Here is a 12,677-nt window from a genome sequence, read left to right on the forward strand (position 1 = left end):
AATGACAGCCTCCCGATCCTTTGCAAATCCAACGCTGCCCAATCCAAAATCAAATGGCTTTGACATGGATCAAGGCGCCAGCCGCGTGACTGCTGGATTGGTGTCAGGCGGATTGACGTCCGCGCACAGGAATCCGAAGTCGGGGACAGGTCATGAAGTTCGGCACGCAAGTCTTCGCTTTGGCCCTTTTTACCTTTGCCGCCCTGGTGGCCGCCGGTTTCGGAGTGGACGAGCCCTTCCGGCAGCATATGTGGGTGCTGTTTCTTGTGCTGCTCGGTTTTGTCGCCATCCTCCTCCGCAACACGAGTTTCGAAGCTGCCGCTCCGATCGACCCGTCCGCCTACATGGATGGTCCAATCCGCTACGGCGCCATCGCCACCATGTTCTGGGGTGTGGTTGGCATGCTGGTCGGGGTGGTCATCGCGCTGCAGCTTGCCTATCCCGATCTCAACATCCAGCCCTGGTTCAACTTCGGCCGCTTGCGGCCTCTGCACACCTCGGGCGTCGTCTTCGCCTTCGGCGGCAACGCGTTGCTTTGCACGTCTCTCTATGTCGTCCAACGCACATGCCGCGCCCGGCTGTTCGGTGGCGATCTCGCCTGGTTCGTGTTCTGGGGCTACCAGCTCTTCATCGTCATGGCCGCGACCGGTTATCTGCTCGGCATCACCGAGAGCCGCGAATATGCGGAACCCGAATGGTATGTCGACATCTGGCTGACCATCGTTTGGGTCGCCTACCTGATCCTGTTTCTGGGCACCATCCTGAAGCGCAAGGAACCGCACATCTACGTCGCCAACTGGTTCTACCTTTCCTTCATCGTGACCATCGCGATGCTGCATGTGATCAACAACCTATCGATGCCGGCCTCCTTTCTCGGCTCCAAGAGCTATTCTGCATTTTCCGGAGTTCAGGACGCCCTGACGCAATGGTGGTACGGCCACAATGCCGTCGGGTTCTTCCTCACAGCCGGCTTCCTCGGCATGATGTATTATTTCGTGCCCAAGCAGGCCAACCGGCCGGTCTATTCCTACCGCCTGTCGATCGTCCATTTCTGGGCAATCATCTTCCTCTACATCTGGGCCGGGCCCCATCACCTGCACTACACCGCCCTGCCCGATTGGGCGCAGACGCTCGGCATGGTGTTCTCGATCATGCTGTGGATGCCGTCATGGGGCGGCATGATCAACGGCCTGATGACGCTGTCGGGCGCCTGGGACAAGCTGCGCACCGATCCCATCATCCGCATGATGGTGATAGCCATCGCCTTCTACGGCATGTCGACCTTCGAAGGCCCGATGATGTCGATCAAGACGGTCAACTCGCTGTCGCATTATACCGACTGGACCATTGGCCACGTCCATTCCGGCGCACTCGGCTGGGTCGGCATGATCTCGTTTGGCGCAATCTACTTCATGGTGCCGAGACTCTGGAACCGTGAACGCCTCTATTCGCTCAGGCTCGTCACCTGGCATTTCTGGCTGGCGACGCTCGGCATCGTCGTCTACGCCGCGGTGATGTGGGTGTCCGGCATCATGCAGGGCCTGATGTGGCGCGAATACGACGAACAGGGCTTCCTGGTCTACTCCTTCGCCGAAACCGTGGCAGCCATGCATCCTTACTACATCATGCGTGCCATCGGCGGCGCCATGTATCTGGCCGGCGCCCTGCTCATGGCCTGGAACATCGCCATGACCATCCTCGGCTACCAGCGCGAAGAAGAACCTATGCCGGGCGCCCTGCCCGTCCTGCAGCCTGCCGAATAAGGAGCCAGACAATGGGCTTGATGGACAAACACGCGCTGATCGAGAAGAACGCCACGCTTCTGCTCATCGGTTCGCTTCTCGTGGTCACCGTGGGCGGTATCGTCGAGATCGCACCGCTCTTCTATCTCGATAATACGATCGAGAAGGTGGAAGGCATGCGGCCTTACTCGCCGCTCGAACTTGCTGGTCGAAACATCTATGTCCGCGAGGGCTGCTACCTCTGCCACAGCCAGATGATCCGCCCGTTCCGCGACGAGGTCGAGCGCTACGGCCACTACAGCCTGGCGGCCGAGTCGATGTACGACCACCCCTTCCAGTGGGGATCGAAGCGCACCGGACCTGATCTCGCCCGCGTCGGCGACCGCTATTCCAACCTGTGGCACGTGGATCACCTGACAGATCCACGGTCCGTGGTGCCGGAATCGATCATGCCGAGCTATGCCTTCCTGAAGGACAAGCCGATCGCGGTGAAGGACTTCTCTACGCATCTGGTCGCCAACAGGCGCGTCGGCGTCCCCTACTCCGACGACATGATCGCCAACGCCAATGCCGATTTGATGGCGCAGGCTGATCCCAACGCCGACCCATCCGGCCTCGAGGCCCGCTACCCCAAGGCTAAGATCGGTGACTTCGACGGCAACCCGCAGCAGGTGACGGAGATGGACGCGCTGGTCGCCTATCTCCAGATGCTCGGCACGTTGGTCGATTTCAAGAACTACGACGAAGCCGCCGGCTACCGCTGAGGAGGTTTGTCCATGGATTACAATTTGATGCGGGAGTTCGCTGACAGCTGGGGTCTGGTCGCCATGTCGCTGTTTTTTGTCGGCGCAATCATCTTTGCCCTGCGCCCCGGCAGCCGCAAGCTGGCCGACGAAGCTGCCCGGATTCCCCTTGAGGACGAGTGATCATGAGCGACGAGCACATCGATGAAATCTCTGGTGTTTCAACCACGGGTCATGAGTGGGACGGCATCCGGGAGCTCAACAACCCGCTTCCGCGCTGGTGGGTCTGGACGTTCTACATCACCATAGTCTGGGCGATCGGGTACACGATCGCCTATCCGGCATGGCCTCTGCTGCACACGGCAACCAAGGGTGTGCTCGGCTATTCCAGTCGCAACGATGTCGGGAACGAGTTGTCCAAGGCTGAAGCAGCCAAGGGCAAATATGTCGCCGCGATAGAAGCGAAAAGTGTTTCGGAGATCGCGGCGGACGACACGCTGCGCGAATTCGCCGTCGCCGCCGGCGGTGCCGCGTTCAAGCTCAATTGCGTGCAGTGCCATGGTTCCGGCGCCCAGGGCTCCAAGGGCTTCCCCAACCTCAACGACGACGACTGGCTGTGGGGCGGCAAGGCGGACCAGATCCAGCAGACGGTTACACATGGCATTCGCTTCGCCACCGATCCGGATACGCGCCTGTCCGAAATGCCGGCCTTTGGCGACATCATCACTGCCGATCAGATCAAACAGGTCAGCGCCTATATTGCCAGCCTGTCCCAAACCGTCAGCGATCAGGTGTTGGTGGCGCCCGGCGCCAAGGTCTTTGCCGAAAACTGCGTGGCCTGTCATGGCGACAATGCAAAGGGCAACAAGGAACTCGGCGCTCCTGATCTGACCGACGCCATCTGGCTCTACGGATCGGGCGAAGCCGCCATCGCCGCCCAGGTAACCGCACCGAAACAGGGCGTGATGCCGGCTTGGGGCGCGCGCCTGGGCGAAACCAGGGTGAAGGAACTTGCGGTTTACGTGCATTCGCTTGGCGGTGGGGAATAGGAACGGGGCCCTATTCCCTGCCCTTCACCGTCCAAGCGACGAGGCCCGGCTCTGCCGGGCCTCGATCTGTTTGCGCGGACCTGGCGATTGACCTGCATCAACGCGGCGCCATCCGGTCGGCGGCACAATCCGATCGACGCTGCATTTCGCTGACCTGGCTGCACCAGCCAAGACATTTACCCCGGCGAAATCACGAGTTGCGCGACGGGAGAAACCAGTGCTGGACAATATGCAGGTAGAACGGCTCGAGGCTGAGGCGGTCAACTCCGCCAAGGTGCGCCAGCCAATGTATGCCGCGCGCAGGAAGATCTTCCCGAAGCGGGCCTCGGGCAGCTTTCGCCGATTCAAATGGATCGTGATGGCGATCACGCTGGGCATCTACTATCTGACACCGTGGCTGCGCTGGGATCGGGGTCCGTTTGCCCCCGACCAGGCCGTGCTGCTCGATGTCGCCAACCGGCGCTTCTACTTCTTCTTCGTCGAGATATGGCCGCAGGAATTCTACTATGTCGCCGGTCTTCTGGTCATGGCCGGCGTCGGTCTTTTCCTGATCACGTCAACGGTCGGCCGTGCATGGTGTGGCTACACATGCCCACAGACCGTATGGGTCGATCTGTTCCTGGTCGTCGAGCGCGCGATCGAGGGCGACCGCAACGCCCGCATCAAGCTCGATGCCGGTCCTTGGACCACTCGTAAGCTTGTGCTGCGGGCATCGAAACACGTCACCTGGCTGGTCATAGGCGCAGCGACTGGTGGCGCATGGATCTTCTATTTCGCCGATGCGCCGACGCTGCTCGGCGAACTCTTCACCGGCACGGCAGCGCCTGCCGCCTACATCACCGTCGCGGTTCTGACGGCGACGACCTACACGTTTGGCGGGCTGATGCGCGAACAGGTCTGCACCTATATGTGCCCATGGCCGCGCATCCAGGCAGCCATGCTCGACGAGAGCTCGCTCACCGTCACCTACAATGACTGGCGCGGCGAACCGCGCACGCGTCACGCCAAGAAGGTTCTTGCCGCAGGGCATCCCGTCGGCGATTGCGTCGACTGCAATGCCTGTGTCGCCGTCTGTCCGATGGGGATCGACATACGCGACGGTCAGCAACTCGAATGCATCACCTGCGCGCTCTGCATCGATGCCTGTGACGGCGTCATGGACAAGCTCGGCAAAGCGCGAGGACTGATCTCCTACGCGACGCTCTCCGACTACAACGCCAACATGATCCTGGCCACCGCCGGCGGCGCCAGCTCGGTCAATCCATCACTGGTCAGGACGGATGACGGCCTGTTTTCGCACAGGGTGGCGCATTTCCATATCCACAAGATCTTTCGGCCACGAACCTATGTCTACATGGCCATGTGGTCGCTGATCGGGCTGGGCCTGCTCTTTTCGCTGCTGACGCGCGACCGGCTCGAAATCAATGTCCTGCACGACCGCAACCCGCAATTCGTGACGCTCTCGGACGGCTCGATCCGCAATGGCTATACCGTCAAGCTCTTGAACATGATCCCCGAACCGAGAACGATTATCGTCACCCTCGGGGGTTTGCCAGGCGCGGAGATGAGCATCGTTGGCGTCGACCTCCCCGCCGATCGCTCCTTTGCGGTCCAGGTCGAACCCGACCGGCTGAAGATGCTGAAGGTTTTCGTGCGCCTGCCCGCCGATCAGATTAATCGCCAGGCGCAGACCTTCACATTCCGCGTCGAAGACAAGGTCAGCTTCGAGTCCAACGAATACACCGCCACCTTCAATGCGCCGGAGATCGCCAGATGAACGCCACCACGCGAAAACCCCGCGAGTTCACCGGCAGGCACATGTTGGCCACCGTCCTTGCCTTTTTCGGCGTGGTCATCGCGGTCAATCTCACGATGGCGACGCTTGCCAACACAAGCTGGACCGGCCTTGTCGTCGAAAATACCTATGTGGCGAGCCAGCAATTCAACAAGAAGGCCGAGGAAGGCCGTGCGCAGGCAGCGCTTGGCTGGACCGGCCAGTTGACCATCGCATGGGGCGAAGTCCGCTATCGCATCATCGACGCCGCGGGCAAACCGGTTTCCCTGCATGGCGTGAAGGTGCTGTTTCGCCATCCGGCTTACGAGAAAGAGGATGAGTCCGTCACGCTCGCCCTGGTCTCTGGCCAGGAGTTTGCAGCACAACACGTGCCAAGGGATGGTGTCTGGATCATCGAAATAGACGCCGATGCCGGCCTGGCAAAACCTTATCGCGACGTGCGCAGGGTCATGATTTCCCAAGGGGTGCTGAAATGAGCTGCTGCGCGCCGGGCGCTGAAATGGCGCTGGATCTGGTCAGCCCCGCTTCGGTCCTGCCGTCAAGCCAGGAGGTCAGGCTGGCGAGCCGGTCGCTGGGCGATGACCTTCATCAGACCGACCTGTCGGTACCGACGGTTCACTGCGGCGCCTGCATCCAGATGATCGAGACCGCGTTGGGAAAGCTCAATCACGTCCAGGCCGCCCGCGTCAACCTTTCAACGAAGCGGGTCTCGGTCCAGTGGCGCGGCGATGAGGTTCCACCATTGGTCGCAGTGCTCGGGCGCCTGGGCTACCAGGCACATCTGTTCGAAGCCGACACCGATGCGAAGGACAGGACGTTATCGGAGCTCATCCGCGCCGTCGCCGTTGCCGGCTTTGCGGCGGGCAACATCATGCTGCTCTCGGTGTCGGTCTGGTCCGGCGCCGAGGGCGCCACCCGCGACCTGTTCCACTGGGTCTCCGCGCTGATCGCCATTCCCGCCCTTGCCTTCGCCGGCGGTATCTTCTTCAAGTCGGCGTGGACTGCGCTGCGCCACGGCCGCATGAATATGGACGTGCCGATCGCTGTCGGCGTGTCGCTGGCCTACGCCATGAGCCTCTATGAGACGATCACCCATGGCGACCACGCCTATTTCGACGCGTCGGTATCGCTGCTGTTCTTCCTGTTGATCGGCCGCACGCTCGATCACGTGATGCGCGAGCGCGCCCGCACCGCGGTGAAGAGTCTGTCGCAGTTGGCCGCGCGCGGCGCCATGGTGTTGCGCGGCGACGGCGCACGCGACTATTTGCCGGTTGGCGAGATCGAACCAGGGATGCAGTTGCTTATTGCAGCCGGCGAAAGAATCCCCGTCGACGGCAGGATTGCGCGCGGGACATCCGACGTCGACTGCTCCCTGGTCTCCGGCGAGAGCACGCCCAGAAGCGTGGCGCCAGAAGATACCGTGCAGGCCGGCGTGCTCAACCTTACCGGTCCGCTGACGATCGAGGCCACAGCCGCCGCGAAGGATTCGTTCCTGGCAGAAATGGTTCGGCTGATGGAAGCCGCGGAGGGCGGTCGCGCCCACTATCGCCGGATCGCCGATCGTGTTTCAGCGCTCTATGCCCCGGTGGTTCATCTCACCGCCTTCGCGACATTCCTAGGCTGGATGGCGGTGACTGGCGACTGGCACCGGGCGATCACCATCGCTATTGCCGTTCTGATCATCACATGCCCATGTGCGCTCGGCCTCGCCGTGCCGATCGTCCAGGTGGTCGCGGCGCGGCGCCTGTTCGACCACGGCATCATGGTCAAGGATGGGTCGGCCATGGAGCGCCTGGCTACGGTCGATACGGCTGTGTTCGACAAGACCGGCACGCTCACGCTCGGACAGCCCCGGCTCGTCAACGCGGCCTCGATCGATCCGGCAATGTTGATGATTGCGGCCACCATGGCCGCACATTCGCGTCATCCGTTTTCAAAGGCCATCTCCGGTTTTGCCACTTCTAGCGGGCAACTCACATTCGATACCGTCAGCGAGCATGCAGGGTTCGGAATCGAAGCCACCCACGCCGGGACCACCTGGCGACTGGGTCGGCGCGGATGGGCGGGATGGAAAGCCCGGACCGGTGGCGAAGGCAAGCATGGCTATGGCGGAACGGTTTTGACCAGGAATGGGCTGATTGTTGCTACCTTCGCCTTCGAGGATGCGCTGCGTGCCGACGCCAGGGCTGCCGTCCAGCAATTGAACGACGCTGGAATAGCGGTGGAAATGCTGTCAGGCGATACCGCCCATGCCTGCCAGGATGTTGCGAAAATGCTGGGTGTCGGCGACTTCGTTCCGTGTCTGCTGCCATCCGGCAAGGTTGAACGCATCGAGTCCCTTAGACGCGATGGACATAAGGTCTTGATGGTCGGCGATGGCCTCAATGACACGCCGGCGCTGAGCGCGGCCCATGTCTCGATCGCACCGGCCACCGCCGCCGACATTGGCCGCAATGCAGCCGACTTCGTTTTCCTGCGCGAAAGCCTCATGGCGGTTCCGCTGGCGCTGGACGTTTCGCGCAACGCGGGAAACCTGATCCGCCAGAACATCGCGATCGCCATCGTCTACAATGCTGTCGCCGTGCCGATCGCCATTCTCGGGCACGTCACGCCATTGATAGCGGCGATTGCCATGTCGGCGTCATCGCTGCTTGTCATTGGCAATGCAATGCGTTTGCGGCGTTCCATGCCAGGTTCGCCGGCGAAAGTGGTTCGGACCTCCAGAGGATCCGGCGTCAACGAATTCTCGCGATCCTCATGACGACCCTTGCCTACCTCATCCCGGTCGCCCTCTTCCTTGGCGCGCTAGGCCTGGGCGGGTTCCTGTGGGCGTTGAGAAGCGGCCAGTACGATGATCTCGATGGCGCTGCGGAGCGCATTCTAATCGACCGCGACGACGGCGCGGAGAATGCTCCTCGCTCCAAGTGACTCAGATCAAAGCGCTGCGGGTCGGGATGTCCCATCGTCGGCCGACGTAAGATCAGGAGGGTAAGGATGCTAGCCGAAGCCATCATGACGAAAGCAGTCATCACGACGGATGCGAACGCGACGATCGCCGAAGCGGCCGAGCTCATGCTTTCAAACAAAGTCAGCTGCCTCCCGGTAACCGACAGCGACGGTGCCCTCGTTGGAATTGTAAGCAAAAGCGACTTCTTGCGCCGAGAAGAACTTGGGACCCAGCGTGTGCGTCCGCGCTGGCTGGAGTTTGATCTTGGCCCGGGCACAGTCGCCGAAGACTATGCGCGCTCGAACGGACGGATCATCCATGAGGTGATGACCACAGCCGTCATTTCGGCGTCTCCAGGCGCCTCAATTGCACAGATTGTCAACTTGATGATGCAACACCGCATCAACAATGTGCCGATTGTCGATCGGGACAGGGTCGTCGGCATCATCACGCGAACTGATTTGCTGCCTGTCCTGATCCGCGCCATGCCGAAACAGGGCACCACGCCACCCGATGACGACCTGATCCGCAAGGCCGTACTTGCCGAGCTGCAGGGACAATCGTGGGGCGGCGGTGACTTGATTGATGTAAGGGTCAGCGACGGCGTCGTCGAACTGACCGGGGCGATTGTCGACGAGCGTCAACGGAAAGCCGCGATCGTTGCGGCGGAGAACGTTGCCGGCGTCGGACAAGTCAAGGACAGCCTCTTCCTCCGTACAGATCCGCTCTCGGTGATGGTTTCATAGCTGCGGAAAAAAGCGGGGACGCCAAGCAGCGTCCCTTGGGGTTCTGCTCCCTTCCCACATCACTTAGACATGAGGCTGTCGGCGAGTTCCTCCAGCGTATAGCGCCCGTCATGGTTGGCGAGCACGCTGTCGGCAGCGAAGACGCCCGTCCATCGCCAAGCTCGAAACCGAGCGGGACTTGCTCGACCATTCTTGACGCACAAGATTGCCGCAGTCGAGGCTGTTTGTTGCTCCAATTAACACTCACCAATTTGCGCCAGCGCAAAGAAACGCTGCGTCAGGTCAGTTAGCTTCTGCTCATCCGCAACGGTTGAGATAGGAGATTGATATGATCACGCGACGCGAAGCCCTCTTCGGAGCAGCGATTGGCGCTGCCGCCGTGGCGGCACTGCCCGCACTGTCGGCAACGGTGACGAAAGCAGACATTCGAGGACTTCCCCGCGACAAGGTCAAGCTCGTGGCACCGCCTTTTGTGCATCCGCACGACCAGATCGCCAAAGGCGGTCCGAAGATCGTCGAATTCACCATCACGATCGAGGAGAAACCGATGGTCATCGACGCCGACGGGACGCAGCTCAATGCAATGACTTATAACGGCTCGATCCCGGGCCCGCTGATGGTCGTCCACCAAGACGATTATGTCGAGCTGACGCTCATCAATCCCGACACCAACTCGCTAGCCCACAACATCGATTTTCACGCAGCGACGGGTGCGCTGGGCGGCGGCGCCCTCACCTTGATCAATCCCGGCGAACAGGTGACGCTGCGCTTCAAGGCAACCCGAACGGGAACTTTCGTCTATCACTGTGCTCCCGGCGGACCGATGATCCCGTGGCACGTCGTCTCCGGCATGAATGGCGCCATCATGGTGCTGCCGCGCGACGGGCTCAGGAACGACAAGGGCGAGCCGGTCAAATACGACAAGATCTTCTATATCGGCGAGAGCGACTTCTATATTCCGCGCGATGAGAAGGGCAATTACAAGAGCTATGAATCGGCAGGCGACGGCTACGACGACATCGTCAAGGTCATGCGCGGGCTGATCCCGACGCATGTGGTGTTCAACGGCAGGGCCGGTTCGCTGACCGGCGACAACGCCATGAAGGCGAAGGTCGGCGAGACCGTGTTGATCGTCCATTCGCAGGCCAACCGCGATACGCGGCCACATCTCATCGGTGGACACGGTGACTATGTCTGGGAACAAGGAAAATTCGCCAATCCGCCGGCCAAGGATCTGGAAACCTGGTTCATCCGCGGCGGCTCGGCAGGCTCGGCGCTCTATACGTTCCTGCAGCCCGGTGTCTACGCTTACGTCAACCACAATCTGATCGAAGCTGTGGAACTCGGGGCGACCGCTCACTTCATGGTGGAGGGCGAATGGGATGACGACCTGATGACGCAGGTCGAGGCGCCTAAACCCATCGCCACCAACTGACGGCACTCCAATTTGCCCGGACAGCGTCGCTGTCCGGGCATGGACAAAAGCCATGTCACCTCTCATCGTCAAGGTTGTCTCGGTCGCCATGGCGGCTGCATCGGTTCCGATGGGCTTGTCTGCCATCGGCCGGAACGGACATCGACAGTCCTACCCTGCCGCCACGACAGTTACCCTGGTCCCCGGTTCGATCACATATCCCCTGCCGGGCGAGTTCCTGAGGAATGGGCGCCCGCAAGCAAATCCGCGGCTCAGCCGACAGTTCAATAAACCTATCGAAATCATGACCTATCAGGTCAGCGCGTCAGACTATGCGAGCTGTGTGGCGGCTGGCGGCTGTCAGCCGGCACAGGAGACGCACGCGATCGCGCCCGATGCTCCCGCTACCGGAGTGAGCTATCTCGACGCCAATGCCTACGCCCAATGGTATTCGAAGGCGATAGGCGACGACTGGCGGCTGCCATCCGATGAGGAGTGGGCGTTTGCCGCGGCCGAGCGGTTTGCAGGGGAATTTGAGGGTGTCGAAAACGATACCAACAATCCCGCCAGGCGTTGGCTCACCAGCTACAAGGCCGAGGTGGACCTCAATCGCAAACCGGACCCCTTGCCCAGGAGCCGTGGCTCCTTTGGTGTGAATTCCTTAGGCCTCGCCGACTTTTCCGGCAACGTCTGGGAGTGGACTTCGACCTGCTATGTCCGCACCACGTTGGCTGCGGACGGGACCGATGTCGTGAGTTCGGTCGACAATTGCGGCGTCCACGTCCTTGAAGGGCTTCACAGGGCGTACATGTCGAACTTCGTCGGCGACGGGAAAAGCGGTGGCTGCGCCGTTGGCACACCTCCCGACAATCTTGGATTCAGGCTGGTCCGGGACCATCGAGGATGGGCGAACCGTTTCCTCGGCTACCTCGGCATTGCCTGAAAAAACAGCAGCGTCCGCTCCATCGTGTTTCGCCTGCACTCCCGTCGCCTCACTGTGCCTTTGGCGTCATCAACGCGGTTCCGTAGATCAGGATGAAGCTTGCGAATGCCGCCACCCATGCGGTGCCGGCCATGTCGATCACCACGCCATAGGGCACAAAGGCGGCCAGGATTCTCAATGATCCCGCCAAAAGGACGGTCACGAAGATGAACGAGGCGCCTTTCCCAGCCTTGAGCTCTCGCCCGGTGTGCCCGAGCGTCGCGCGGGTCATCACGGCAAGCGTCATTGAGCCCACCGCGCCAGTCCCGAGCGCGTGAAGTCCTGCCGCCGCCGGCACGGCATCGGGAAAGAAGATCGACGCCGATACCAGGGCAAGACCGATCGGCACGAAGGCGTAGGCAAGATGCAGAACCAGCACCAGCGGATCCCGCAACGTGCGTTCGCCAGCCCAACGCGACAGACGCCATGTCTGGCAGACTGCCGCGACGGCCACGAGCGTTGCCGACACTTCGTGGTCGGGAGCGAGCGTCCAAGCAGCCAGCGCAATGGCTGAGATGGCTATCGAGGCGACGTCAAAACGATCGAACGGCGCAGGCAGCCGCCCAGGATTTTCGCGGACGAGCCAGTTGCGGGTGAAGCTTGGAATGATGCGCCCCCCGATCAGCGAGATGAACATGATCGCCGCAGCCATGCCGAGCCTGCGACTGATGTCAGATGTGCCTTGAAGGTGGGCCTCGATATGGAACGCACCGTTGGCGCACGCCAGGACGGCGAGCGGCAGCAGCACCTTGAGATTGCGCCAGTTCCGCCCTGCGATGATTTCGCGTGCCGCAGCGGCTGCGACAGCAAGCAGAAATGAACCGTCGATCACGGCTGCCGCTACCCAGCCGATATCCGCCGAGACGAAGACAGCGGCACGGCCGGCAAGCCACAGGACCACCAACGCCAGCAGGGGCAGGCCTTGCACGGGCAGCCGGCCGGTCCAGTTCGGGATGGCTGTCAGCAGGAACCCGGTAACGATCGCCGGCAGATAGCCGAACAGCATCTCGTGAATGTGCCAGTCGACGGGAACGAACGCACTGTGGGCATCGAGTTCGCCGGCATACATCGGCAGCCAAAGCAGAATGGAGAGCGCAGCATACAGCGACCCGAGGAGAAAGAAGGGCCTGAACCCGTAGGAAAGAAATGCAGGCCCGGCGTAGGCCTGCAGGCGTGGAATCCCCATGACTGTATCCTCAAATGAACAGGGCCGGATGAACCGCCGCCCTCGGTCCGTCCGGCCCGTGCCCGCCCTTTTT

Annotated in this window: 12 protein-coding genes; 11 read left to right on the plus strand and 1 reads right to left on the minus strand. The window is 61.4% G+C overall.

Features of this window, described 5'->3' with window-relative positions:
• The first annotated feature begins 152 nt into the window (after positions 1 to 152).
• The 11 genes from ccoN (at position 153) to NL532_RS17820 (ending at position 11,379) form a co-directional block, all read left to right on the plus strand.
• Positions 153 to 1,763, plus strand: a complete 1,611-nt coding sequence (gene ccoN, locus NL532_RS17770; RefSeq protein ID WP_286456209.1) for a cytochrome-c oxidase, cbb3-type subunit I — start codon at positions 153 to 155, stop codon at positions 1,761 to 1,763.
• Between the two features lie 11 nt (positions 1,764 to 1,774).
• The gene (gene ccoO, locus NL532_RS17775; protein WP_023835581.1) at positions 1,775 to 2,506 is read left to right on the plus strand and encodes a cytochrome-c oxidase, cbb3-type subunit II; all 732 of its coding nucleotides are present in this window, start codon (positions 1,775 to 1,777) and stop codon (positions 2,504 to 2,506) included.
• A gap of 12 nt (positions 2,507 to 2,518) precedes the next feature.
• Positions 2,519 to 2,668 carry a CcoQ/FixQ family Cbb3-type cytochrome c oxidase assembly chaperone gene (locus tag NL532_RS17780; RefSeq protein WP_023830262.1) on the plus strand — a complete coding sequence of 50 codons (150 nt, stop codon included), beginning with the start codon at positions 2,519 to 2,521 and terminating at the stop codon, positions 2,666 to 2,668.
• 2 nt (positions 2,669 to 2,670) lie between these two features.
• Positions 2,671 to 3,534: a cytochrome-c oxidase, cbb3-type subunit III gene (gene ccoP, locus NL532_RS17785; RefSeq protein WP_031239774.1), complete on the plus strand. Its 864-nt coding sequence runs from the start codon at positions 2,671 to 2,673 to the stop codon at positions 3,532 to 3,534.
• Between the two features lie 229 nt (positions 3,535 to 3,763).
• Complete coding sequence (gene ccoG / locus NL532_RS17790; RefSeq protein WP_502882006.1) at positions 3,764 to 5,311, plus strand: cytochrome c oxidase accessory protein CcoG; 1,548 nt, start codon at positions 3,764 to 3,766, stop codon at positions 5,309 to 5,311.
• The gene (locus NL532_RS17795; RefSeq protein WP_023685548.1) at positions 5,308 to 5,805 is read left to right on the plus strand and encodes a FixH family protein; all 498 of its coding nucleotides are present in this window, start codon (positions 5,308 to 5,310) and stop codon (positions 5,803 to 5,805) included. The genes ccoG and NL532_RS17795 overlap by 4 nt, the downstream gene beginning before the upstream one ends.
• Positions 5,802 to 8,090: a heavy metal translocating P-type ATPase gene (locus NL532_RS17800; RefSeq protein WP_286487395.1), complete on the plus strand. Its 2,289-nt coding sequence runs from the start codon at positions 5,802 to 5,804 to the stop codon at positions 8,088 to 8,090. Before NL532_RS17795 ends, NL532_RS17800 begins: the two co-directional genes overlap by 4 nt.
• A complete protein-coding gene (gene ccoS / locus NL532_RS17805) occupies positions 8,087 to 8,257 on the plus strand; it encodes a cbb3-type cytochrome oxidase assembly protein CcoS (protein ID WP_023835431.1) in 171 nt (56 codons plus the stop codon). The genes NL532_RS17800 and ccoS overlap by 4 nt, the downstream gene beginning before the upstream one ends.
• Positions 8,258 to 8,323: 66 nt before the next feature.
• Positions 8,324 to 9,022: a CBS domain-containing protein gene (locus NL532_RS17810; protein ID WP_023689267.1), complete on the plus strand. Its 699-nt coding sequence runs from the start codon at positions 8,324 to 8,326 to the stop codon at positions 9,020 to 9,022.
• A 328-nt stretch (positions 9,023 to 9,350) separates the two neighbouring features.
• Positions 9,351 to 10,457, plus strand: a complete 1,107-nt coding sequence (nirK, locus tag NL532_RS17815; RefSeq protein ID WP_023689268.1) for a copper-containing nitrite reductase — start codon at positions 9,351 to 9,353, stop codon at positions 10,455 to 10,457.
• 52 nt (positions 10,458 to 10,509) lie between these two features.
• Complete coding sequence (locus NL532_RS17820) at positions 10,510 to 11,379, plus strand: SUMF1/EgtB/PvdO family nonheme iron enzyme (protein ID WP_023689269.1); 870 nt, start codon at positions 10,510 to 10,512, stop codon at positions 11,377 to 11,379.
• Between the two features lie 49 nt (positions 11,380 to 11,428).
• Here NL532_RS17820 and NL532_RS17825 read toward each other — a convergent pair whose 3' ends face one another.
• Positions 11,429 to 12,604, minus strand: coding sequence for an NnrS family protein (locus NL532_RS17825; RefSeq protein ID WP_023830198.1), 1,176 nt, complete (start codon positions 12,602 to 12,604; stop codon positions 11,429 to 11,431).
• Positions 12,605 to 12,677 lie beyond the last annotated feature (73 nt).

The sequence above is a fragment of the Mesorhizobium sp. C120A genome, assembly GCF_030323105.1.
GTDB lineage: Bacteria > Pseudomonadota > Alphaproteobacteria > Rhizobiales > Rhizobiaceae > Mesorhizobium.

Excerpts from the sequence above, each read along its gene's own strand:
- ccoN (WP_286456209.1), top strand. The coding sequence starts at position 153 with ATGAAGTTCGGCACGCAAGTCTTCGCTTTGGCCCTTTTTACCTTTGCC.
- ccoO (WP_023835581.1), top strand. The coding sequence starts at position 1,775 with ATGGGCTTGATGGACAAACACGCGCTGATCGAGAAGAACGCCACGCTT.
- NL532_RS17780 (WP_023830262.1), top strand. The coding sequence starts at position 2,519 with ATGGATTACAATTTGATGCGGGAGTTCGCTGACAGCTGGGGTCTGGTC.
- ccoP (WP_031239774.1), top strand. The coding sequence starts at position 2,671 with ATGAGCGACGAGCACATCGATGAAATCTCTGGTGTTTCAACCACGGGT.
- ccoG (WP_502882006.1), top strand. The coding sequence starts at position 3,764 with ATGCAGGTAGAACGGCTCGAGGCTGAGGCGGTCAACTCCGCCAAGGTG.
- NL532_RS17795 (WP_023685548.1), top strand. The coding sequence starts at position 5,308 with ATGAACGCCACCACGCGAAAACCCCGCGAGTTCACCGGCAGGCACATG.
- NL532_RS17800 (WP_286487395.1), top strand. The coding sequence starts at position 5,802 with ATGAGCTGCTGCGCGCCGGGCGCTGAAATGGCGCTGGATCTGGTCAGC.
- ccoS (WP_023835431.1), top strand. The coding sequence starts at position 8,087 with ATGACGACCCTTGCCTACCTCATCCCGGTCGCCCTCTTCCTTGGCGCG.
- NL532_RS17810 (WP_023689267.1), top strand. The coding sequence starts at position 8,324 with ATGCTAGCCGAAGCCATCATGACGAAAGCAGTCATCACGACGGATGCG.
- nirK (WP_023689268.1), top strand. The coding sequence starts at position 9,351 with ATGATCACGCGACGCGAAGCCCTCTTCGGAGCAGCGATTGGCGCTGCC.
- NL532_RS17820 (WP_023689269.1), top strand. The coding sequence starts at position 10,510 with ATGTCACCTCTCATCGTCAAGGTTGTCTCGGTCGCCATGGCGGCTGCA.
- NL532_RS17825 (WP_023830198.1), bottom strand. The coding sequence starts at position 12,604 with ATGGGGATTCCACGCCTGCAGGCCTACGCCGGGCCTGCATTTCTTTCC.